General features: G+C 40.9%; 19 protein-coding genes. 9 read left to right on the top strand and 10 right to left on the bottom strand.

Going from position 1 to position 21,831, the window contains the following annotated elements:
* Positions 1-75: 75 nt before the first annotated feature.
* A complete protein-coding gene (locus AC1DOK_RS08150) occupies positions 76-228 on the top strand; it encodes an RNA polymerase sigma factor (protein WP_477553764.1) in 153 nt (50 codons plus the stop codon).
* Positions 229-351: 123 nt separating this feature from the next.
* Here the strand turns inward: AC1DOK_RS08150 and AC1DOK_RS08145 are convergent, their stop codons facing one another.
* Entirely contained in the window at positions 352-5,331 is a 4,980-nt protein-coding gene (locus AC1DOK_RS08145) for a glycosyl hydrolase family 8 (RefSeq protein WP_477553763.1), read from the bottom strand.
* A gap of 282 nt (positions 5,332-5,613) precedes the next feature.
* Between AC1DOK_RS08145 and AC1DOK_RS08140 the strand changes: the two genes are divergently transcribed.
* Together AC1DOK_RS08140 and AC1DOK_RS08135 are read left to right on the top strand one after the other, a co-directional pair.
* Positions 5,614-6,456 carry a helix-turn-helix domain-containing protein gene (locus AC1DOK_RS08140; RefSeq protein ID WP_477553762.1) on the top strand — a complete coding sequence of 281 codons (843 nt, stop codon included), beginning with the start codon at positions 5,614-5,616 and terminating at the stop codon, positions 6,454-6,456.
* Between the two features lie 93 nt (positions 6,457-6,549).
* Positions 6,550-6,777: a DUF3892 domain-containing protein gene (locus AC1DOK_RS08135; RefSeq protein ID WP_477553761.1), complete on the top strand. Its 228-nt coding sequence runs from the start codon at positions 6,550-6,552 to the stop codon at positions 6,775-6,777.
* Positions 6,778-6,821: 44 nt separating this feature from the next.
* Here AC1DOK_RS08135 and AC1DOK_RS08130 read toward each other — a convergent pair whose 3' ends face one another.
* On the bottom strand, positions 6,822-7,667 hold the full coding sequence (locus tag AC1DOK_RS08130; RefSeq protein WP_477553760.1) for a patatin-like phospholipase family protein: 846 nt from the start codon (positions 7,665-7,667) through the stop codon (positions 6,822-6,824).
* 171 nt (positions 7,668-7,838) lie between these two features.
* Here AC1DOK_RS08130 and AC1DOK_RS08125 point away from each other — a divergent pair, with 171 nt between their 5' ends.
* From AC1DOK_RS08125 to AC1DOK_RS08110, 4 genes are all read left to right on the top strand, one after another.
* On the top strand, positions 7,839-8,630 hold the full coding sequence (locus AC1DOK_RS08125; RefSeq protein ID WP_477553759.1) for an RNA polymerase sigma factor: 792 nt from the start codon (positions 7,839-7,841) through the stop codon (positions 8,628-8,630).
* Positions 8,631-8,665: 35 nt separating this feature from the next.
* The gene (gene clpP, locus AC1DOK_RS08120; protein ID WP_477553758.1) at positions 8,666-9,259 is read left to right on the top strand and encodes an ATP-dependent Clp endopeptidase proteolytic subunit ClpP; all 594 of its coding nucleotides are present in this window, start codon (positions 8,666-8,668) and stop codon (positions 9,257-9,259) included.
* A 214-nt stretch (positions 9,260-9,473) separates the two neighbouring features.
* A complete protein-coding gene (locus tag AC1DOK_RS08115) occupies positions 9,474-10,736 on the top strand; it encodes an MFS transporter (RefSeq protein WP_477553757.1) in 1,263 nt (420 codons plus the stop codon).
* Positions 10,737-10,804: 68 nt separating this feature from the next.
* Positions 10,805-11,521 (top strand): helix-turn-helix domain-containing protein, encoded by a 717-nt coding sequence (locus AC1DOK_RS08110; protein WP_477553756.1) that lies wholly within the window; start codon positions 10,805-10,807, stop codon positions 11,519-11,521.
* 41 nt (positions 11,522-11,562) lie between these two features.
* Here AC1DOK_RS08110 and AC1DOK_RS08105 read toward each other — a convergent pair whose 3' ends face one another.
* The 5 genes from AC1DOK_RS08105 to AC1DOK_RS08085 form a co-directional block, all read right to left on the bottom strand.
* Positions 11,563-12,444: an NAD(P)-dependent oxidoreductase gene (locus AC1DOK_RS08105; RefSeq protein WP_477553755.1), complete on the bottom strand. Its 882-nt coding sequence runs from the start codon at positions 12,442-12,444 to the stop codon at positions 11,563-11,565.
* Positions 12,445-12,564: 120 nt separating this feature from the next.
* A complete protein-coding gene (locus AC1DOK_RS08100; protein WP_477553754.1) occupies positions 12,565-13,440 on the bottom strand; it encodes a sugar phosphate isomerase/epimerase family protein in 876 nt (291 codons plus the stop codon).
* Between the two features lie 111 nt (positions 13,441-13,551).
* Positions 13,552-14,613, bottom strand: a complete 1,062-nt coding sequence (locus AC1DOK_RS08095; RefSeq protein ID WP_477553753.1) for a Gfo/Idh/MocA family protein — start codon at positions 14,611-14,613, stop codon at positions 13,552-13,554.
* A gap of 23 nt (positions 14,614-14,636) precedes the next feature.
* Positions 14,637-15,500: a sugar phosphate isomerase/epimerase family protein gene (locus AC1DOK_RS08090; protein WP_477553752.1), complete on the bottom strand. Its 864-nt coding sequence runs from the start codon at positions 15,498-15,500 to the stop codon at positions 14,637-14,639.
* A 50-nt stretch (positions 15,501-15,550) separates the two neighbouring features.
* Positions 15,551-16,693: an ROK family transcriptional regulator gene (locus tag AC1DOK_RS08085; protein ID WP_477553751.1), complete on the bottom strand. Its 1,143-nt coding sequence runs from the start codon at positions 16,691-16,693 to the stop codon at positions 15,551-15,553.
* 432 nt (positions 16,694-17,125) lie between these two features.
* On the opposite strand from AC1DOK_RS08085, the gene AC1DOK_RS08080 reads away from it, so the two are divergent.
* Both AC1DOK_RS08080 and AC1DOK_RS08075 read left to right on the top strand, forming a co-directional pair.
* Positions 17,126-17,911, top strand: coding sequence for an alpha/beta hydrolase (locus AC1DOK_RS08080; RefSeq protein ID WP_477553750.1), 786 nt, complete (start codon positions 17,126-17,128; stop codon positions 17,909-17,911).
* 69 nt (positions 17,912-17,980) lie between these two features.
* A complete protein-coding gene (locus AC1DOK_RS08075) occupies positions 17,981-18,766 on the top strand; it encodes an alpha/beta hydrolase (RefSeq protein WP_477553749.1) in 786 nt (261 codons plus the stop codon).
* A gap of 108 nt (positions 18,767-18,874) precedes the next feature.
* On the opposite strand, the gene AC1DOK_RS08070 is transcribed toward AC1DOK_RS08075, so the two are convergent.
* The 3 genes from AC1DOK_RS08070 to AC1DOK_RS08060 form a co-directional block, all read right to left on the bottom strand.
* Positions 18,875-19,639: an effector binding domain-containing protein gene (locus tag AC1DOK_RS08070; protein ID WP_477553748.1), complete on the bottom strand. Its 765-nt coding sequence runs from the start codon at positions 19,637-19,639 to the stop codon at positions 18,875-18,877.
* A gap of 67 nt (positions 19,640-19,706) precedes the next feature.
* A complete protein-coding gene (locus tag AC1DOK_RS08065; protein WP_477553747.1) occupies positions 19,707-20,660 on the bottom strand; it encodes a helix-turn-helix transcriptional regulator in 954 nt (317 codons plus the stop codon).
* Between the two features lie 59 nt (positions 20,661-20,719).
* Entirely contained in the window at positions 20,720-21,667 is a 948-nt protein-coding gene (locus tag AC1DOK_RS08060; RefSeq protein WP_477553746.1) for an L-lactate dehydrogenase, read from the bottom strand.
* Positions 21,668-21,831 lie beyond the last annotated feature (164 nt).

The raw sequence follows: 21,831 nt of genomic DNA, 5'->3' as shown, positions 1-21,831 counted from the left end.
CTTATAAAATTATTTCGCAATTGCAACCAAATCCACTGTAGCTGCATCTTAATTATAGGAAAGGGTGATCCCGAATTGAATATCATACAGCGTCTTCATGAGAAAGACGAAGCAGCACTCGTTTCATTAATGAATCAATACGGCGACTACCTGCTGAAAACGGCATTCCTGTTAGTTAAGGATCGCCAAACAGCGGAAGAGGTTGTACAAGATACGTTCCCCATATGAAAACATTCATAGAGGCTTTGCTCAAAGTGAATCAGAATAATACAAAAGTCCAAAGCTCCCATTCGATTGAACGAATGCGCTTTGGACTTTTTGGCGTCATAAGTAAATGTTAGCTATGCATCATTAGGGTTCAACAATCGTCGGTGCCCACCAGTTACCGGATACAACTAGCATACTTAGTAAACGAATGGTGTTACCATAATAGACATCTCCTGATGTCGAGACTGCCGCATTATGATCCCATAGACTGTTTAACCATGCTTGGTTGGAGGAATTGATCATTGCGCTCACCATGAATGGAGCAGAGAATGTCGTATCTCCATAATTACTTATCGCCAGCGAGCCATCCAGCTTATAACCCGCCATAATATTGCTTGGATTATTATTCGTCTTCGCACGAATCCAGCTATTCATTGCGCTTAGCTGATTATTTCCCCTCATATCCCCTGTCATCAGATAATCTGTACCAATACGCCAAGGTGTACGAGCTGAGTTATAATAATAGTCCCCATCATTATCGGATTCTAATAATTGTGGATCCGCAGGAATGAAGTTGCTACCACTCTTTATCACGAAATCGGGAAGTAGACCTGCATTCGGGCTATAATTTGCATACAGGCTATTCACAATGTCATACGTTTTATTAATAACTTGATCCCATCGACTATCATTAGAAGCAATTCGGAAATCTTTCATATGCTGAAGCATGAAATCGGAAGGGCGAGTTACATTTGCCCAAGTTCCACTCGTCGCCCAATCTGCTATCCGCAAAATTGATTCGGATTGATTCACATCACTTTCCATGATGGCATCAATAACCTTCCTCGCTTCTGCCAAATAGTTGATTGCTCCGCTACTTCCCCACTGGCTGTCAGCAAGCAGAAGCGCATATGCGATATCCATATCACCGTCAGTAGCTGAATCAACTCCGTTAATATCTATGATTGCAGAACCGTTATCACCTTGTTGCCAAGCCATTAGATCAGGGTTAATTTCACTCGGATGCGCTCTAAAGTACCGATACATTCCGTCAAAGTAAGTTTTGGCATTCGTATCATGTCCAGCCATTATCGCAGTAATCAACATACCATAACCATGTGCTTCTGATACTGTTATGGAAATATCGTCTGGCTCAATCCAATCTCCATCACTATACCAGACATAATATTGATTTGATGTGTATGGATTCTGCTTGAGGTATTTCGCTTTCCATTCATCATATAGCCTAGTTACTGTTGCATCCATTTGCGTTTGCGTCACATGATTAGGCTTAATCGTATTCCCAGTATAGGTCGTATGCTGCGGAAATGCTTTGCGAGGACCATTTCCTACCTGCGCCTGTAATGTCTGAATGCTAACCGTATTACTTGCGAGTGATTCGAGATTCTGTGCATTATAAGCCTTTACCACATAATTGTATGTTGTATTCGGATTCAGTCCTGTATCACTAAAGGAAGTTACCGCAGTCGTTCCAACCTTGCTTCCATTGCGATATACATAATAACCAGTAGGCGCTGTGCTACCCGCTGAAGCTGTCCATGTGAGATTAATTTGGGAAGACGAGTGCGCCTGACCTGTTAAATTGGTAGGTACTGCCGGAGGATTAGTCGGAACTGGCCCTCCAATTGTATTCACTTGCACGGGATCCGAATTGAATCTCGCACCAACTGCTTTGATGATAAATTCGTAATTCGTACTCGCATTAATATTGTTCACAGTAAAGCTATATTGCGTCTTACCTGTCTCTGCAGGAATGTACTCACTCCAGTGTGTGGATACCTTATCATTCTTCTCATAAATCCGGTAACCTCTTACTGGTTCTGTGCTTCCTGTTGGAGGTCTCCATGAAATGACTGCTTTGTTGCCATTTAGAACAACACTCGCATTCGTGACCACTGCCGGCTTGACATCTGTTCTTCTGATTCCGTAGTGATCATAAACTTTCACACCATTGTTGCCAGATCCTTCGTCCGCTATAGCTGCTGTATAAGCTGTAAATTGAAGCACTTGATCCGCGACAGAAACATCAGTAAACATCTTTTTGTTCGGTTGTAGGTTCTTCGCTGCAAAATAATCGTTATATCCTGGATATTTCGTGTAGAATTTATTTCCGAGTGAGTTCGACATCAAATAAACAGTTCCTTTAGGATTGATCGCATTTCCTTCACTATCTAGCGTGATTTGTGAGGTTGGAACAACTAGATCATTGTACATTTGAAAAGATCTCATATACATATGATCGTGAGCCTCAAACACCATGTCGATCCCCATCTCATCGAACGCAGGAACTAGGTGCTTTTTATAAAATTGTACACGATCATCTTCCCATTCTCCTGAATTATCGCCTGCCGCATAAGGACCTTTGTGGAACGCAACAAATTTCCATTTCTTATCACTCTTTGCAACCGTATTCTTCATCCATTTTACTTGATCCAAGTATTCTTGATCTGCCGACTGCACAGTTCCATTACTAGCGAGCTTACCTTCAAATTGTGAATTGAATACAAGGTATAGTGCGTCTCCATATTCAAACGAGTAAACAGAACCTTCATGTGTACCGGCAACAACCTGTTTAGGCAAGTTAAAATGATTGTAGAAGTTATTGTTAGGTGTTGTCTCATCTCCATCATAATCCTGAACTTCATGACCGCCAAGCACAGGGACAAAAGGAACCGTTGTAAGCTCATTCTGCGCTAGACCCAACATCCATTGCCATTGCTCCTCTAGATCACCATGGTCTACCAAATCCCCTGCACTCAGAAGGAATTTAGGATTCCCTATTTGACCGATTGCCTTCTCAAAAGTATCTGCCCAAGGTTCAAAGCCTGATCTACTTGATGCCTGTGAATCCGATCCAGCTATGAAATGATACGGCTGATTTCCTGCTGCATCTGTCGTGAATGAACCAATCTGGCTCCAGCTATTCGAAGTACCATTCCCGACACGATATTTGTAAGCCGTTCCTGGCGTCAAGTTATTCGCAATTGCTTTATGACTGTAGTAATTCGTTTCCCTCTGATTAGCTCTGTCTCCTGGAATCACGAAAGTACTTATTTTCTCAGAACTTCCTTGATAAGTAGTTGCTCCAGTCTCTGGAAACACACCGCCCTGAACTGCGGAAGCTTCCACCACTTGAACCACCGTGTTCGTTATGACATCGGTATACCAAGCAAGGGCTATACTTGTTTTTGGATCTCCATTAAAAGTCATGTTGATTAACTTCGGTAATACAGGTGCACTAGTTGAGTTTTGAACGGTAAAGCTCCAAGAAACATCCCGAATTAACGGTAAATTATCCTGACCTTTGATCAGTTCCTTAGGTAAGGATACCGTATAGGACTTTCCGCTTGTAAAGTTCGGGTGATTGATCTTTAAGGTATTATTATTGATGACTTCAGTTGTTACATTGCTTAATGTAATGTTGTCACTACTCTTGATCGTCGCAGTATACCCTGCAACAAGGCTAATCGGCTTATTGAATTTAACCGTAACTGGTGCACTCACAGCAACATTCACTGCGCCACTTGCAGGAAGCAAAACCTCATCTATTGTTGGAACATCAGGATTTGTTCCTGAGCTAGGGCTCCCTGACACACGAATATCCTTGATTCTGCTTGAACCATAGCTTCCTATTGCTCCCGCTTCACCTTTGGTATTAACATTCGAACTGACGAGCCAGCGAATGTACAACAAGCTCTTATTATCTGCATTCGGAACAGGAACGTTGCTTAATTTACAAGTATCTCCTGCACAAGCGAAGCTCGAAGTAACCATCTTGAGACTTGTGTTCGGCACATCCTGCCAGGCCTGATTATCTGTGCTAGTTTGCACTTTGAAATCACGTGGTCCCGTTCCTGAGGAATTTTGTACCGACGATAACGTTATATTCTCATAACCCGTCGTAGGAACGGTTGCCAGCCAATATTTAGCCCCACTGCCATTCCAGCCTTGATAGCTGATTGCTTTCGTGCCACTATCGTAAGCCTCGAATACACCACCTACATTCGTAAATGTGGAGGATGTTTTGTTCAGACCATTTGTAGCAGGGAAGCTTCCGTTACTTCCTCCATTCGTAAATACCCATTCTGCTATAACTTTAGGTTCACTAGGGCTCGTAGCATTCTTTATTGTAAAACTCCATGTAATATCGTTAGCAAGAGCTACGCCATCCGTACCTGATACTAACTCCTTAGGAACGTTTACGGTATAGGTCTTTCCATTCAAAAAGTTAGGATGACCGATGATTAAAGTATCATTATTAACTGTTGCTGTTATGCCAGTTAGTGCACTTGCGTTATTTTCAACAATTGTAGGATTATAGCCCGAATTCAAGCTAATGCCTTTATTAAATTTAACAGATACGAGTGCATTTTCTGTCTGTCCGGTAGCACTGGCTGCAGGGGTTTTGGCTACTTCACTTGTTGGTATTTCCGTGCCCTCTTCAATCCGATTGCCTTTTACAATAACGTCCTTTAATAAGCTCGAACCAAAGGCGCCAACAGCAGAATTACTTGAATTTGTTGCTTTGGTGGTCGTAACGACCCAGCGTATGTACAACAAATCTTGATTATTTGCGTTCAGTGGGGCATCCTGTAATTTACAGTTCGTACAACTAAAATTACTCGTTATTAATGTTAGACCGCCATTTGGTACATCCGACCAAGTTTGATTATCACCGCTAATTTGAACTTTAAAATCACGAGGGCCAGAGCCTGTTGATGTCTGCTGCGAGGATAAAGTAATATTCTCATAATCCTTCGTCGATAGCGTAACTAGCCAGTATTTGGTGTTCGCTCCGTTATCCCAGCCTTGATATTTAATACTATTATCAGTTGATACGAGTGCCTCAAAGAATGGACCACCAACAGCTTGAATGGTGGAACTAAGTTGATTTACGCCAGACGATGCTGGAATAATCCCCCCCGTTCCAGAGCTAGTAAAATTCCACTGGGCAAGAATTTCCGTACCCGATGTGATTGCCATCTCGGCTGGCTCTTCCTCTGCGCTTGCAGCTCCTATAACATTTAATGGCAGCAAAATTAGAATGAGTAAAAATGATAGGATTTGATATAATCTTCTTTTAAGATTTTTTGAAATCTGCACCTTCATTACCTCTTTTCCATTGTTAATTAAAGCGCTTTACCACCTTCAATATATCCCAACACCTCACAAACATTCTCTTCCTATTTTCCTTAAAATGTTTATTCTCTACGTATAATGCTATTATATTTCAACTATGTGAGGGAATTTATTGACCCTCTCTTCACTTCATCTCCTGCAAATCGTCATGAATGATATAATACAAATAATAGAAATAAATCTAACGTGTACCAAAAAGCATATTTCCCACGCATAATGCACTCATTTGATCGGGAGTTGATGTCTATGGAAATCAATTTTTATGAATCTCTTCCTTTTTACATTAGTCGTGAAAAGAAAATCCACTCCAGCATGCCATCCACTCATTATCACGATGCCTATGAAATCCTCTATCTAATCTCAGGTGAAATTTATTATTATATTGAAGACAGAACTTACCAAATTGTCAGCGGTGTCTTATTGTTTATTAACATGAACGATTTACATAAGCTCGTTAATTTAAACGGCACTACATATGAACGAGTAACCTTGGTTTTTAAGAAGGGCTTTCTAAGTAACTTTCTCGTCGACCATGAAGGGTTTAACCTCTTCTCCTACTTTCATTCCAAATCGAATGCGATCAAGCTCGGCGGATACGACCAAACCTTTATCGAGCATCTTTTTAATAAAATGATTCAGGAAGAAGCCAATCAATTGCCGGGATACGACTATTACCAAAAAATCCTACTGATGGAGCTACTCGTCTTCCTCAAACGCAAAGTTGATATGGGTCTTAATCACAGTCTAATTGAATCGAATCGGGCCAATAAGAAAATTTCCCGTGTTTTAGAATTTATTAATAGCAATTATGATAAACGTATAACCTTAGATGATTTATCTCAAAGCTTCTCTATTAGTCCCTCTCATTTAAGCCGGACCTTCAAAGAAGTGACCGGATTTACCTGTATCGAGTATCTGAATAACATTCGTATGAAAGAAGCTCGCTCTCTTCTAAAGAATTCTCAATTATCCGTATCTGAAATTGCCGATCGTGTAGGATTTGAGAACCTAACCCATTTTGGAAGAGTATTTAAAGGAACCATCGGATCGTCGCCACTTAAGTATCGTAAAATGAATCGAGGTAGTTGATGAATAGGTTATAGGAATAAACCACACAACTTTCGATCAACCTAATAGCGAATTCACCCTATATACATGTCTGGTGAACTGGAGGTGAATAAATTGAACCAAGAGCAAATCGTTGCCGTTCGTAAGAATGGGGATGGAGATATCGTAGAAATGCAGCTGTCGTCAGGCCAAGTAGTTGATTATATGCAAGCGCAGCAGATGGCTAAAGCTGGAGAAATCAGTAATGTCAATGTATTTCGAGGTCGAGATGGAGATGAGCATATCCGCAGTAATGCAGATGGTGATCCGAGTAACAATCTAGATAATCTACCCACATTCTAAATATAAAGGGAGTGCCGTCATCATATGGCACTCCCCTTTTTCACTTATATCCACTTCTTAAGCTTGTCCATCGCTGCTTCGGCATCTCTCATTCCAAGCTCATATAGTGCTTCTAATTTATCTTTTTTCTTCCCCATTCGGCCGACCTGTAAATCAACAGATGGACGAATAATGACTGCGCTGCCTTCCTTCTCCATTTCTGCAAGACGATCAAGAGTTGCATTATATACTGCAGCACGCTCTTCTAGAGCACGAATAAGCCCCGTATATTCACTGTAAAATCGTCTAGCTAACCATCCAAGTCGAGTTGGTTTCTTAAGGTAATTGGCTGGCTGTGTCAGCACAACAATATGACGAGTATTGCCATCCTTCATCGACTGTTCAACTGGAATAGGGGATGCAATTCCTCCATCGAATAGCGTGCGTCCACCATGTTGAACTGGAGGAGATAAGAACGGCAAACTGCTAGAAGCACGAACTAACTTCAAGGTTTGTTCCCGTAAGTCGAAATCTCGATAAAACACAGCTTCCCCCGTATACGCATCTGTTGTTCCAACAATAAGCTGCTGTGATGAATTGTAGAACGTATCATAATCGAATGGAACGAGTTCTTTAGGCATTTGTTCAAAAATAAAATTCATGCCAAACAAGCTTTTTTCACGCCATAAATTCTTTATACTCAAGTAACGATTATCACCAATATAGTCTATAGTAACCTTCTTATTACGACCATGCTGTCCAGATATATAGGATATTGCATTGCATGCTCCAGCAGAAACACCTACGGTATAAGGGAATTTCAGTCCATTCTCCAGCCAATACTCGAGCACTCCGCCTGTATATACGCCGCGCATACCGCCGCCTTCCAGCACTACTCCTGTCTCATTCAACTAACATCCTCCTGTTCCGATACAATCTTTTGTAATAACTCTTATCTCTTACCGTACTCTAATTCACTTTATTTTTCAATCTAGATGGGTACCGTATCGATTTGCTCATTTTTATCGTATATACTGTGAGTGAATACCGACCATCCCTAGTCAATGAAGGAGGCTTTCAGCATGTCTCTTTATGCTTCTGACCAAAGCCTAAATACTGAAGTTGTTCAGCGAACATTCATGAATAATGTAGAACCCCTACATGTATCACTACAGTGGTATTGTCGTGCTGTGACTGGTTCGCACTTTGAAGCAGAGGATCTCGCGCAGGAGACTATAATGAAGGCCTATTCTATGTTTATACGGTATCCGTATAAGCAAGAAATAAGCAAAGCCTACCTATTCCGGATCGCCTCCAACTCTTGGATTGATCGCTGTCGAAAAGATAAGTTGCTTATCGACTCGAACCTTGATCCACTTCAAGTTCCAACTGAAGAGACTTTCGATGTATTCGAATTAGAGGCTGCCATGGAGACGCTAGTGGCGAATTTACCACCTCGTCAGCGAGTAATATTACTGCTCATAGATGCCCTGCGTTATACTGCCTCTGAAGTAGCCGAGCTACTACGAACAACTGAAGGAGCCATTAAGGCTGCACTTAATCGTGCAAGAACCAAACTTCAACAGCTTAATAGCAAAGAGCTCTTAGCAGATGATTGGAGCAACTCTAATAAAGCATCTCAGCTAGGTTGTGATAGAACTGACGATAAGGTCGTATACGCCTATCTTGCCGCATTCAGATCGGGTGATCCTCAAGCACTCATCCTATTACTCAATGATGGTGCACCTCTGGATCTTGTTCCAACTGTAACCGCACAAAGCAGAACTATTCCAAGCAGCAGCAAATATAACGCAACCAACAATTACACCAATCATTTCAGTCATTTACACCCTCTTGACCAATTGGCGGCCTAATTCACTCACAAGGCTTATACGTGGAGGGATATAGCATGAGTACTTTTATTCCATATGTCATCGATCAAACGAATCGCGGAGAAAGATCTTACGATATTTATTCCCGTTTGTTAAAAGATCGAATTATTTTCCTAGGATCAGCGATTGATGATCAAGTCGCGAATTCGATTGTTGCACAGCTACTTTATCTGACTGCTGAAGATCCTGATAAGGATATCTCCTTGTACATTAATAGCCCGGGTGGATCGGTTACAGCAGGACTTGCTATTTATGACACCATGCAGTTCATTAAGCCTCAGGTATCAACGATCTGTACGGGAGCAGCCTTTTCCATGGCGTCGACCCTACTCCTTGCTGGAGCCAAAGGCAAGCGTTATGCTCTGCCGAACAGTGAAGTGATGATTCATCAGCCAAGCGGCGGGGCACAAGGTCAAGCTACCGACATCGCCATTTCTGCTAAACGCATCCTACAGACACGAGAAACGATCAATCGAATTACTAGCGAACATACTGGTCAGGCCATTGAACGTATCAATAGCGACATGGAACGTGATTATTTCATGTCCGCGGATGAAGCATTGGGATATGGGATTGTTGACAAGGTGATAAAGAGCATACCTGAGCTTTAAGAGCATAACACTGTTTCATAATGCCATAAAAACATAAAAGACTAGACGGTGTAGATCACCGACTAGTCTTTTTTGCATAGGAGTGAGACTTCATATTTTTCAAAAAAAACTAAAAAATAGTATTGATTAAATTGTTTTTTACCGTTAAAATAAATTTTAACGATAAATTTTTATTAATTGAGTCTGAAACTTAATAACTTATGAGGTGATTATCATGCTAACATTACTGCGCAATCGTTCTTACTTAAATCTGTGGCTTGCTCAAATTGTTTCCCAACTAGGTGATGGAATAACTAAGCTTCTCATTGTTTATCTTGCAGCCAATTTATCCGACAATCCGATTGTGATCAGCTTTGTCATTCTGGCCCAAATCATTCCAAGCACGTTATTTGGTTCTTTCATTGGACCGCTAGTAGATCGTTTCTCCAAAAAAAGAATCATGATTAGTTCCGATCTCTATCGAGCCATCATCGTTCTGCTTATGATCCCTTCTCAGCACTCGCTTGCTTTATTACTTGTGCTTGTATTCTTTGAAGGGATTGGTGCTTTATTCTTCGAGCCTGCTCGGACTTCCATTATCCCCAGAATCGTAGGAGAAGAGAATATCACGCAATCCGTTTCCTTATCCCAAGCAACAGCGACGGCTATGAGAATGATTGGTCCTGCGATCGGTGGTGTTCTGATCGGCTTCCATAACTTTACGGCTATATTCGTCATAACGGTTGTTACATTCCTGATTTCAGCCGTATTCATCCTATTTATTCCGAATGTCCAAACTCTAAGTAAGGCCAAAGATCCAGCCGTTCATCTATCCTACAAACAATCTTTCCAAGAAGGCTTTCGTATTGTATTCCGCAACCAAGGCTTGTTAGCTATCCTGATCCTGCTCATCCCTACCATGCTCGTAATTGGTATTATTAATACCAATATAGATGCTGCGCTACTGTATACATTTAAAGTACCACCCGTGCACTATGGATTCCTCGAAACAGCACTTGGAATTGGCAGTTTATTCGGTGTAATCGGAGCTTCCTATTTGATTAAACGTCTCTTACCCCATACGCTTATGCTAGGGTCACTTATAGCGATTGGTATCAATTGTATCCTGATCCTTCCACTTGAACCTCTCCACAACCTATTCGGATTACCACCTATTTATGGCTGGATCGTCTTACTTGGCATTGCCGTTGCTTTCATTAATGTTCCGCTTGGGAGTCTATTCGTCATCCTTACACCAGATCATGCAAGAGGTAGAGGAATGGCTATTTTCAACTCACTTGCTAATACGATGATAGTCATCGGCTTGCTACTAGGCGGGTGGTTTGCATCTACATTAGGTATCCTTAACTCTTTGGCTGCAGCTGGTTTTTTGCTAATAGTCGCCACATTGCTCTTTCCTATGTTAAAATATTATCGAGCACTCAAAAGCATCGAACAGGACATGAAAGCTAAGGAGCAAGACGCAACATCTGCCTAAGCTGACATCAACACTTAACGGGTACAGGAGTGCTACCTGAATTGTTGCTCAGAAAAGGATGACCACTTATGGCAAATATACCAACGATATCGGATTTTGAAATAGCCAAGCTAATGCTAGATCCTAAGCGTAATCAAATCCTAACGATCGCAGCTTCGGAACCAGTAACGGTTAAACAAATGGCGGAGAAGATGGATGAGTTACCTTCACGGTTATACTATCACGTCAAGAAGCTTGAAGAGGCTGGCTTTCTCGAGCTTGTCGAGACGAAGCAGCAAGGTAATTTGATCGAGAAGTATTATATGTCGAATAAAAAAATGAATACCACATATCACTTAGACGATAAGATGGCTTCTGAGAACTCAGCTTATTTGATGCAAAGGTTCATGTCGCTTATTAATTCGGGATTAAGTCTAATTCAGCATGGTATGGAAACAGGTTCCAAAGAGCACAATGCAAGTGCTAACATTGCCTTTGAATCTATAACAGAAGCTGAATGGAAGCTTTCCCTGGAGAAAATTAATCAAGCACTTTCAACTAAATCAGATCAGGATGATCAAGCAGAATCCGAACTCAAAGATGAAGCCTTATCAAATTCAGACGAGCTAGAATCAGATATAGCTAAATCAGATACAACCAAACCAAGTACAGGCCAACCTGAACCAGATGCAGACAAGAAGCACGACTATGTCTACGTAATGCTTACCTATCGCCTCGAAGATGCAGAACGGCTTGCAAATGAGCTGCAAAATCAACTACCACAAACAAAAGCCAAACCCGAGTAATGAGGGCTTGGCTTTATTACAATCTATTATCCCATCCGAATTTACTCCGCCCAAATTTTGTACAGAGCCTGTGTCCCTTTATCCTCATATCCGAGATCAGCAAGCTGCCCATAGAGAGAAGCAGCAAGTGCTAGACCTGGTGTCTCTAGCTTCATTTCCTTAGCAACCTCAAGGGCAATGCCCATATCTTTGATAAAATGCTTAATATAGAAGCCAGGTTCAAAATTGCCGGCAATAATTCTAGGTGCAAGATTGCTAAGAGACCAGCTTCCTGCCGCTCCAGTTGCAATGCTCTTCAGTACGCTTTCAGGGTCGAGTCCCGACGATTTAGCATAAGCTAACGCCTCACATACCCCAATCATATTGGAAGCAATCGCTATTTGATTGCACATCTTCGTATGCTGACCAGCACCTGCTTTGCCTTGTAGCACGATATTCGATCCCATAAGTTCCAAGATCGGCAGTATAGCTTCATAAGTATCACGGTCGCCACCGACCATAATGGATAGCTTAGCTTCACGTGCACCTACATCGCCACCGGAAACCGGTGCATCTAATACATGCATTTGCTGTTTGGCAGCCTGCTGATAGATTCTCTCTGCAAGTAGTGGACTCGATGTTGTCATATCAATGAAATAGGTACCTGCTTGCGCATGTTTCAGTAAACCCTGCTCACCAAGATACACCTCTTCTACATCCTTCGGATAACCTACCATTGTAATAATGACATCACATACCGCTGCAAGACTACTCGGCGAATCATGCCAGACTGCACCCTGATCTATTAACTCAGCCGCTTTGTTTGCTGAACGCGTATAAATATGTAAAGGATAGCCCGCTTTCATGATATGACCTGCCATACTCTTGCCCATTACCCCAATACCAATAAATCCTACTGCAGTTTCTTTAGGCTGTAATTTCATCTATTATTCCTCCTGATCACTAAAGACTCCTTCTATAATTAAAACTCATCTTATCCTAAAGTACAATTTCGAATTTATTCTTATAACGATAAAAAGAGAGGCCTTCGGCCTCTCTTCTGTTTATTGATATTGACGGATAAATTGAACTGCCTTCGAAATATCTTCTTCAGGATTCTGGTCCACTTCACGTTCAATCGTTAAATAACCCTCATATCCAATTTCCTGTAATGCAGCAAAATAAGTATCAAAATTAACATTTCCTTCACCAAGCGGTACTTCACGGAAGTACTCTCCTGATGCGACCATTTGAGCAATTTTGCCATGATCCATATCTGCATATCCAAGCGATCCGTATACATCTCTCGGATCAACAGGCATATAACGGATACCATCCTTCACATGCGTATGTACAATGTAATCACGTAGTAGCTTTACCCCAGCTACCGGATCATCTCCTGTAACCATGACCATATTCGCAGGATCAAAATTGACCGATACACCGTTCGCACTTAAGGAATCAAGAAATTTCTTTAGGGTTGCCGCAGTTTCTGGCCCTGTTTCTATTGCGAAGAACGCATTCATGCTTTTGGCATACATGGATAGTTCATCACATGCCTTCTGCATGACTTCATATATAGGATCATTCTCATCCTGAGGAACAATCCCGATATGAGTAGTTACTACTCTCGTACCTAGTTCAACAGCAAGATCAAGAATCCGCTTAGATTTCTCGATTTTCTGCTTATTGACCTCAGCATCTTGAAAGCCATGCCCAGCTAAATCACCACATAATGCGGATATTTCAAGACCAAGTGATGCGATGTAATTTTTCAATTCTTTTCTGGAAGCACTAGATAGGTTATCTGGGTCCATTTCCCCGTGAACGGCATAGATTTGCACACCGTCAGCACCGACTAATTTAGCCTTTTGAAGTCCTTCACGTAAGGGTACGCCAAAGCTGTCTACGATTACGCCAACTTTATTCAATAGTTTCATTATCCTTACTCTCCTATATGCTTTCCTTAGGAAAGCTAGTATCGATATAAACCATATACTTGAATCAATTTCATAACTCATTGAAACCATTAAATTGATTTACTTGCTTAATTATGCAAAAGTAATTTCACAGCCTTTGTCAGCTGCTTCATAAATGCCACATAATATTTTCATAAGCTCGACGCCATCTTCAACTGGTGCAATCGATTGGGAACCAGTTAAGCAGCTGTTAATAAAGTTATCAATCTCATTCTGAAATGCATGGGCAAAATCAAATGAAAGATGATCCACCTGAGGATTAACATTCAGAATCGTGTCATGCTTCTCAAGCACTATTGATATTTCAGGTTCGAGTTCAGCACCACCCTTAGTACCATACAGTTTAACGGATAGCTCATCCTTCTTCGCATGAAGAGTGAAGGAGACATCAACCATTAGCGAAGCTCCGTTCTCAAAACGAATAAGGGCATTCGCACTATCTTCAACTGTATTGCGGTTTGCATCATAATCAGCAGCTTTATAGAATTGTAGATTTTTGATATTCGAGCGATTACCAAGCTTATGATACACATTACCAGTAATCGACTTCACCTTTGGTCTACCCATTAGATACCAACTGATATCGATAATATGAACTCCAAGATCAATTAACGGTCCACCACCTGAACGCTCTACATCAGCAAACCAGCCACCCGGATTCCCAAGTCTACGTAAACAAGAGGCTTTAGCATAATAAATTTCACCTAACTCACCTGCATCAATAAATTGCTTCAAAATGCCGGTATTCGAAGCACTTCTACGAACGAAGCCCACTTGATAGATAAGATTGGTTTTATTGACGGCTTCTTGTACTTGTATTGCTTCTTCTACTGTTTTACAAAGCGGCTTCTCACAAAGCACATGCTTACCTGCTTCTAATGCCGCAATGGATATAGCCGCATGTGAGTTATTCCAAGTACATATGCTAACCGCATCGATAGCAGGGTCAGCTAATAATTCATGGTAATCCGTATAGATCTTAGTTGCCCCATATCTAGCCACATTCTCTGCTGCCCGCTCCTCGTTCAAATCACAAACAGCATAAATTTCTACATTGGGATTGTTACGATAAGCTTCAAAATGAACACTCGAAATCGAACCCGCTCCGATCACACCAACATTTACGCGTTTCATATCATTCTCACACTCCACTAACGTTATAGTTGATTCCACATTCTAACTGCATTATCCATCCCAGTCTTCGAACCCCATTTACAATCTTCGAGTCCTTCAAACTCAACTGAGAAATACCCCGAATAACCAAACTCTTTAATCGTACGAAGTACTTCGTACATGTCAATGTCGCCTTGACCGACAATAGCACCTCTTAAATAATTGCCATTCGCAGTACGGAAAAAGCCATCCCCTGGATTCTGATGTGAAGGTCGATAGTAGAAATCCTTCAAATGTACGATAGAGGCATATGGCAGGCTTCTCTTAATCGCATCTAGTGGATTCTCATCAAGGCATAAGAAATTACCAACATCTAGTGTTGTTCGGAAATTGTCGCGATTAACCTTCTCTACTAAAGTAAGCACTCGGTCGCTTCCCTGAATATAGAAGCCATGATTCTCAATTGATGTTACGATCTCGTACTGAGCCGCATAGTCAGCAATCTCCTGACATACTTCAACTAACAAACCTAAGTCTTGCATATAATTTGCTAGAGTTGCTTCTGGAATTGGACGAGAAGCAACATCATGTCGCATTAATTTCACACCTAGTCTGCCTGCGATATCGACTTCTCTCTTGACCCGATCCACTTCATCTCTTAGTTTCTGTTCGTTCTCTACGATAAAGTTAGCACCAATTGCATAGTTGGATAGATCAATGCCAACACGCTTAGCTTCTTCACGGATTTTCTCAGGCAGTTCGGGATCTTGATGGATATTGAAGCCTACAGGCACGACCTCCATGTGTGTTCCACCATGATTAGATACCCACTGAGCTACATCTAAGATTGACATATTCCCTGATTTGATCTCGTTAAATAAACTATAAGAGCTTAACCCAATTTTCATGATGATTCCTCTCCCTCTTATCCTCATAGTTGTTTTCATATTTAAGGTTGCTAGACGACCGATACCTTTCCTTTAAAAAGTTGATATAAGGTCATTGTCGTCGCACCCTTCACATGATTCTTCTTACCCGAACTTGCTCTAACGACAAGCTCTGGTTCATACAATTCTTGAGCTGTAAACTGACTTAAATACTGATGAATTTTACCCATGCACTTATCTGACTTGATAAACCAACCATCTAAAATAAGTTGTTCGGGACCAATCAAATTCATCATGATCGCGACTGCTCTGCTTAAGAACATGAGAATACGATTCATGGTCGGTTCAAGCCAAGCTTCATCATTATTATAGGCTTCAAGTACATCTTCTATATCCTCAGGAATCCTTGAAGCCCCTAATTTGATTGCCTTTTGACGAGCTTTCACCAGTACATTCGTCGTATTAAATAATTCATCATGCAGCAGGATTACCTCTCCTGCTCTACCTTTATAACCAGATAATACTTGACCATTCAGAATGATCCGGGCCCCAACGCCTTCATGAATCCATACATAGAGCACATTCTTCACATCTGAATTTGTCTCTTTGTAATATTGTTGAAAGGCAGCTGCACTCGTATCATTCATCACAAACATAGGCAAATTATAACGATTTTGGAGCAGCTTCACAACATTAAAATCACTTAATTCTAAATAGCGTGAATACGTAATCGTGTCCCCAATTTCATTAATAATGCCAGGTGAGGCAATCCCCACACCCCTGATCTTTGAAAAATCAGAAATGTCTGCACGCTCAATCACCCCGTTAATGCACTCAATAATCGCTTGAAGAACATGATTGTTACCTTTCACAGTAGGAATACTCAGGTCTGCAACAACTTCACTATGAAAATTCGAAAGTGTGCAATAAAAGTTCTGATTCCCAAGTCCAACCGCGATTACAAACCCCTTATCTTTACTAATTTCGAGGGAAATCGCCTTTCGACCAGCTCCTGGAGATGATTTCTCACCCGATTCTACAATGAAGCCTTCCGCTATTAATTCATCCACTAATGAAGAAATAGTTGTCGCACTTAGCTTCGTTACTTTCGCAATCTCTGCTCGTGACATCGCCTTTTCTCTATGAAGCAAGCTTAAAATGGTTGCCCGATTGATTTCTTTCATCAGAAACATGTTGCCTCTAATATGTGTCATGGCTGTCCTTTCTCCTGGGCAAAGTTTTCTAACAAAGCAATCCCCAGTTCTATCATTCTATGAATTACGAATTATTTGATTAATAATTTGCTGGCTTCAAGAGCTTTATTTTGGATTTTGTCTAATTCATCCAAGCGCATCGATTTGAGACTAACGTTTCATTTGAAATCATTTGATCCGATGCTCGACTTGTAATAAACATTGACAATTTCAGAGGTGCCAGAATGAGAACCATAGTTAACTAGTGTAGATCCCCTAATTGGTTCCGTATTATCCATTCTAACTCCCCTTTTTTAGAATAATATGAATTTATTATATTATCCATTTATTAATTTGTACAGTGTCCTTATTAATTTTTTTTTGATCTATTGCCTTCCTATTTTTTGCCATGATAAGATGGACTTAGAATACGATAAAGAGGAGCAACTTGATATGGCACTTATAGAATGTACCTTTTACTCGGAAGTATTAGGGCTTATGACAACATTGACCGTTATCCTCCCTGAACACTACTCGTCTCAAAACAATAGCCAGAAGAGTTCAACAGATGGGCTGTACAAAACACTCTATCTCCTACATGGCTTGTCAGATGATCATTCTGCATGGTCACGATATTCATTAATTGAGCGTTATGCCATAGCCAAGGATTTGGCTGTGGTTATGCCACAGGTTGACCGTAGCTTCTATACAGATATGGCATACGGGAATAAATATTGGACTTTCTTAACAGAAGAAGTACCCCGAATTGCCCGCTCCTTCTTCCGGTTGTCCTCGGCAAGAGAGGATAATTTCGTTGCAGGATTTTCAATGGGGGGTTACGGTGCTTTTAAATGGGCGCTTCGTCATCCCGATCATTTCGCTGCAGCAGCGAGTATTGCTGGTGTATTAGATATCGCAGATCCATTGTTACGTGATCGATATGGGCATCATTTTACAACAATTTTTGGTGAACAGGATATTAAGGGTACAGACAATGATCTCATCCATTTACTAGAGCAAGTGAACCGAATTGACACACAGAGACCACTACTCTATCAGTGCTGTGGGACAGAAGATTTCTTGTACCAAAACAATCAAGCTTTCCGCGTAGCATGCGAGCAAACAAGCTTACCTCATACTTATGTAGAACAAGCTGGTGCTGGTCACGATTGGACCTATAGTGATGCCAAAATCAAAGATATTCTTGATTGGCTTCCCTTGAATGGCGATCAAGGATGAATACCTTATTTCGAAATAAATGGCATAATGCTATCTTGAACTAGATTTACGATTAAAGGAGTAGACAACATGGCACTTATTCAATGCAGCTTTTATTCAGATACATTAAAAATGAAGTCCACGATGACAGTTTTTCTACCGCAACAAAACTCTGCACATATAAATGATCCGAGCAATAGTAAGAAGGAGCTATACCCGACTCTCTACTTACTTCATGGCATGGCAGGCGATCATTCGTCTTGGTCAAGAAATACTTTAATTGAAAGCTTTGCGGCTGAGCGTGATTTAGCTGTCGTGATGCCACAGTTTGATCTCAGCTTCTATACCGATATGGCTTATGGCAACAAATATTGGACATTCTTAACGGAAGAGCTACCCAGAATCGCTCGTTCTTTCTTTCCCCTATCCTCTGCTAGAGAGGATAATTTCGTAGCAGGCTTCTCTATGGGGGGTTATGGAGCTATGAAATGGGCACTTCGCCATCCTGATCAATTTGCAGCAGCAGCAAGCATATCAGGTGTTCTAGATATTACAGCTCCTATAGCGCGTGAAACGATGGATTCTCAATATGAACTGATATTTGGTGATCAAGAGATTAAAGGAACTGACAATGACCTGCTTTATCTGCTCGACGAAGTTAATAAAAGTGATATGCCTAAGCCAATACTCTATCAATGCTGTGGCACAGCAGATTTCTTGTACACGAATAATCTAACTTTTCGTCATGCATGTGAACAAACCAGCTTCCAGCTTACTTATAACGAGCTTCCAAAGGCTGGTCATGACTGGACGTATAGCAATGCTAAAATTAAAGATATTGTAGCTTGGCTTCCCATACCTAAGAGAAGTTCCTAATTGTCATCACACATAAAGAGGCGGTACGCTAGAAAAACTTCTGCATACCACCTCTTTTCTATAGCCTTATTTTGGCTCAACATCAAAATCAGTTATGATTCAGAGCTCTTATTTTATTGCAATATAAATATCGACCTCAGCCTCTTCAGGATTTAAGCTACGCTCATCATACAACTCAAAATCCCCCGTGTATATACGCTCCAGAACCGAACTCGCTGCCATACTCCAGATCGCCTGCCAAGCTTCTACTACTACCTCTGAGAAAGGTCCTCTTCTAGTTGTGAACACAGCATATTTGGCAGCTGGCACCTTAATTACTGTCATTCCCTCAGGTAGGACGTCTATAGCATTAACACTAGTACCTAGAAGCAATGTATACTGTCCGAATGCCTCATTCTCATAATCGGTATAACAGCCATATATTGTATTCGGCTCGGATTGATTCGGAATATGCTGTAGGATCGACTGTTCTGAGAAACGATCCCACAGTTTAGGAATGACACCACTCTCCGTCATTTCTTGCCCATTTGAGGTCCTCGTTGCAATTCCTACTAAATGAAATTCAGGTTTCTCTATGATTGTAAATGGCTTAATTATCTTATTATTATTGTTCTCCTGAGATGACCACCGCTTTAAATTCGGTAAATAATTCGTCATCATCGTTCGCGCTGCCTGCTCTTCCATTCCATCCTGCACCATAAATGGCACACAGATTTCGATCATTTCTTCTAAGCTGGAATTAGGATTTGTAAACTCACCTTTCTCATAACAGTACTTACAATAATCCTGCACCTTATTATTTTGCTTATCGTTCCCATACTGCTCTTCATGCTCAAGTGGCATTCCACAGCTCTGACATACATTCTGGCTCATCATATTACCCTCCTACATCGTTATAGATCAAGTATAAGAGAGTGAACCTGACAACCCTATGTCATGTTTATTGATCTCCATCATAGATTTGTGAAATATTAGCAGCAATCTCTTTAATTCTTTGACGAATATGTAATGGCTGTAACACTTCAACATCTTGCCCAAAACTAAGGATAAAGCCATACAGCCAATTGTCTTCAGGATAATCTAGTGATACTTCGTAGTTTCCATAGCCATCCTCATGTAGTTCCTCCACTCCAAACCATTCTTCAGCCAAATGTTTAACTTTTTGACGAAAGCGGAGAATCAGCTGAACATTTGGAGTGGATGTTACTGTTTCATGCCATCCTTGTTTCCAAGGCAAAGACTCAATCGAAATATCTTGTCTGATAAAAGAATGCTCTTGAACCCTAATATCCTTCATCCGAAACAGCTTAAACAACCGAAAGCCACTTCGAACCTTGCAATAACCATAGAGGTACCATTTATGCTGTTTTAATACGAGTGTATAAGGTTCAACGCTACGTTCTGTAACTTCTCCCTGAGCATCACAATAGGTGAAGGATATCATTCTAAGCTGCTCAATTGCTAGTTTGATTTGATTCAGCTTATCTTCAAGCTGCCCATTATTGCCCCACGAGGAGAAATCAACGATAAATTGCTTCGTTTGGTTATGAAACTGCTCTGTCTGAGCCTTGGGAATAATGCTACTTATTTTCTCCATAAGCATCTGATTATTATGGCTATTGTAGGAGGTGGAGATACTCTGTAGCGCTGTCATGATCGCCGCTAAGTCATTATTCGTTAGTAGATTGCGATCTAACCGATAGCCTTCTACAAGACCAATGCCCCCGCCCGCTCCCTGAAAGGTCGTAATCGGTATCCCCGCTTGGTTAATCACTTCAATATCTCGGTAGATTGTACGAACAGACACTTCAAATAAATCTGCGAGTTCTTTCGCTTGTACCATTCTTCGATTTATTAGTAATATAACGATCGACAGTAACCGATCGAGTTTCATGGACATCTCTCATTTCTATACGGTGCGTTATCACACTTCCCTCCTCATTATACTTGATTTTACAGATGAATTGATTGTATTGCTTCTTTAAGTACCTTGGCAGAATGATGGAGCTTGCTCATTTCATCCTCACTTAAGGTAAGTTCCATGATTTCGCGTATACCGCCATGATTAACAACAGCAGGAACACCAATATATACATCTTCTAATCCATATTGCCCTGTCAAAAGTGCCGATACACTTAGAATGGAATTTTCATTGCGAACGATCGCTTTCGTCAGACGTGCAAGTCCCATTGCAATTCCATAATAGGTTGCGCCCTTACGATCAATGATATGGTAAGCGGCATCCCGCACATTCGTAAAATAATTATCCAAATCTGTTTGTGTAAGGCCAACTTTATCAGTTACATATTCCAGTAATGGACGAGCCCCAACATAAGTATTACTCCAAATTGGCAATTCAGTATCGCCATGTTCCCCCATGATATAGGCATGTATATTATGAGAATCCACTTGGAATGCGTCACCTAATGTATAACGTAATCTCGCTGTATCTAGAATAGTTCCAGAACCGATAACTCTCTCAGGAGCAACTCCTGCGTATTTCCATGTAGCATAGGTCAATACATCCACTGGATTGGTTGCAACGATAAAAATACCATTAAATCCAGACTCCATAATGGATGTTACAATCTGTTTGAAAATCCGCGAATTTTTACCAATAAGATCAAGTCTCGTTTCACCTGGTGCTTGATTCGCACCCGCTGTAATGACAACAACATCGGCATCCTTACAATCCGAATAATCACCTGCCCAAATATTCATAGGCGGAGCAAATGGTAAGCCATGATTAAGATCCATTGCGTCACCTTCTGCTTTACGCACGTTCTTGTCGATAATGACGAGTTCACTTACAATTCCTTGATTAAGTAAAGCAAATGCGTAGCTCGATCCAACAAATCCAGCGCCTATAAGCGCCACTCGGTTAATTTTCTTTGATTTCATATGTATCTACTCCATTTCTTAATATTATAGTCATGCAAAGTAATTTTGGAGTTTATTGTGTCGTACAGCTCACATTATTATTCTTCATTCACTCTATATCACTTAAAAAGACCAATCCTTTTAAATAGGAATTAGTCTTTTCTTGTATTGCTTGTGAGCTCTAT

The organism is Paenibacillus sp. P5_B5, from assembly GCF_056400365.1.
This window is presented reverse-complemented; position numbering and strand designations above follow the sequence as displayed.

Excerpts from the sequence above, each read along its gene's own strand:
- AC1DOK_RS08140 (WP_477553762.1), top strand. The coding sequence starts at position 5,614 with ATGGAAATCAATTTTTATGAATCTCTTCCTTTTTACATTAGTCGTGAA.
- AC1DOK_RS08125 (WP_477553759.1), top strand. The coding sequence starts at position 7,839 with ATGTCTCTTTATGCTTCTGACCAAAGCCTAAATACTGAAGTTGTTCAG.
- clpP (WP_477553758.1), top strand. The coding sequence starts at position 8,666 with ATGAGTACTTTTATTCCATATGTCATCGATCAAACGAATCGCGGAGAA.
- AC1DOK_RS08115 (WP_477553757.1), top strand. The coding sequence starts at position 9,474 with ATGCTAACATTACTGCGCAATCGTTCTTACTTAAATCTGTGGCTTGCT.
- AC1DOK_RS08110 (WP_477553756.1), top strand. The coding sequence starts at position 10,805 with ATGGCAAATATACCAACGATATCGGATTTTGAAATAGCCAAGCTAATG.
- AC1DOK_RS08105 (WP_477553755.1), bottom strand. The coding sequence starts at position 12,444 with ATGAAATTACAGCCTAAAGAAACTGCAGTAGGATTTATTGGTATTGGG.
- AC1DOK_RS08100 (WP_477553754.1), bottom strand. The coding sequence starts at position 13,440 with ATGAAACTATTGAATAAAGTTGGCGTAATCGTAGACAGCTTTGGCGTA.
- AC1DOK_RS08095 (WP_477553753.1), bottom strand. The coding sequence starts at position 14,613 with ATGAAACGCGTAAATGTTGGTGTGATCGGAGCGGGTTCGATTTCGAGT.
- AC1DOK_RS08090 (WP_477553752.1), bottom strand. The coding sequence starts at position 15,500 with ATGAAAATTGGGTTAAGCTCTTATAGTTTATTTAACGAGATCAAATCA.
- AC1DOK_RS08085 (WP_477553751.1), bottom strand. The coding sequence starts at position 16,693 with ATGACACATATTAGAGGCAACATGTTTCTGATGAAAGAAATCAATCGG.
- AC1DOK_RS08080 (WP_477553750.1), top strand. The coding sequence starts at position 17,126 with ATGGCACTTATAGAATGTACCTTTTACTCGGAAGTATTAGGGCTTATG.
- AC1DOK_RS08075 (WP_477553749.1), top strand. The coding sequence starts at position 17,981 with ATGGCACTTATTCAATGCAGCTTTTATTCAGATACATTAAAAATGAAG.
- AC1DOK_RS08070 (WP_477553748.1), bottom strand. The coding sequence starts at position 19,639 with ATGAGCCAGAATGTATGTCAGAGCTGTGGAATGCCACTTGAGCATGAA.
- AC1DOK_RS08065 (WP_477553747.1), bottom strand. The coding sequence starts at position 20,660 with ATGAAACTCGATCGGTTACTGTCGATCGTTATATTACTAATAAATCGA.
- AC1DOK_RS08060 (WP_477553746.1), bottom strand. The coding sequence starts at position 21,667 with ATGAAATCAAAGAAAATTAACCGAGTGGCGCTTATAGGCGCTGGATTT.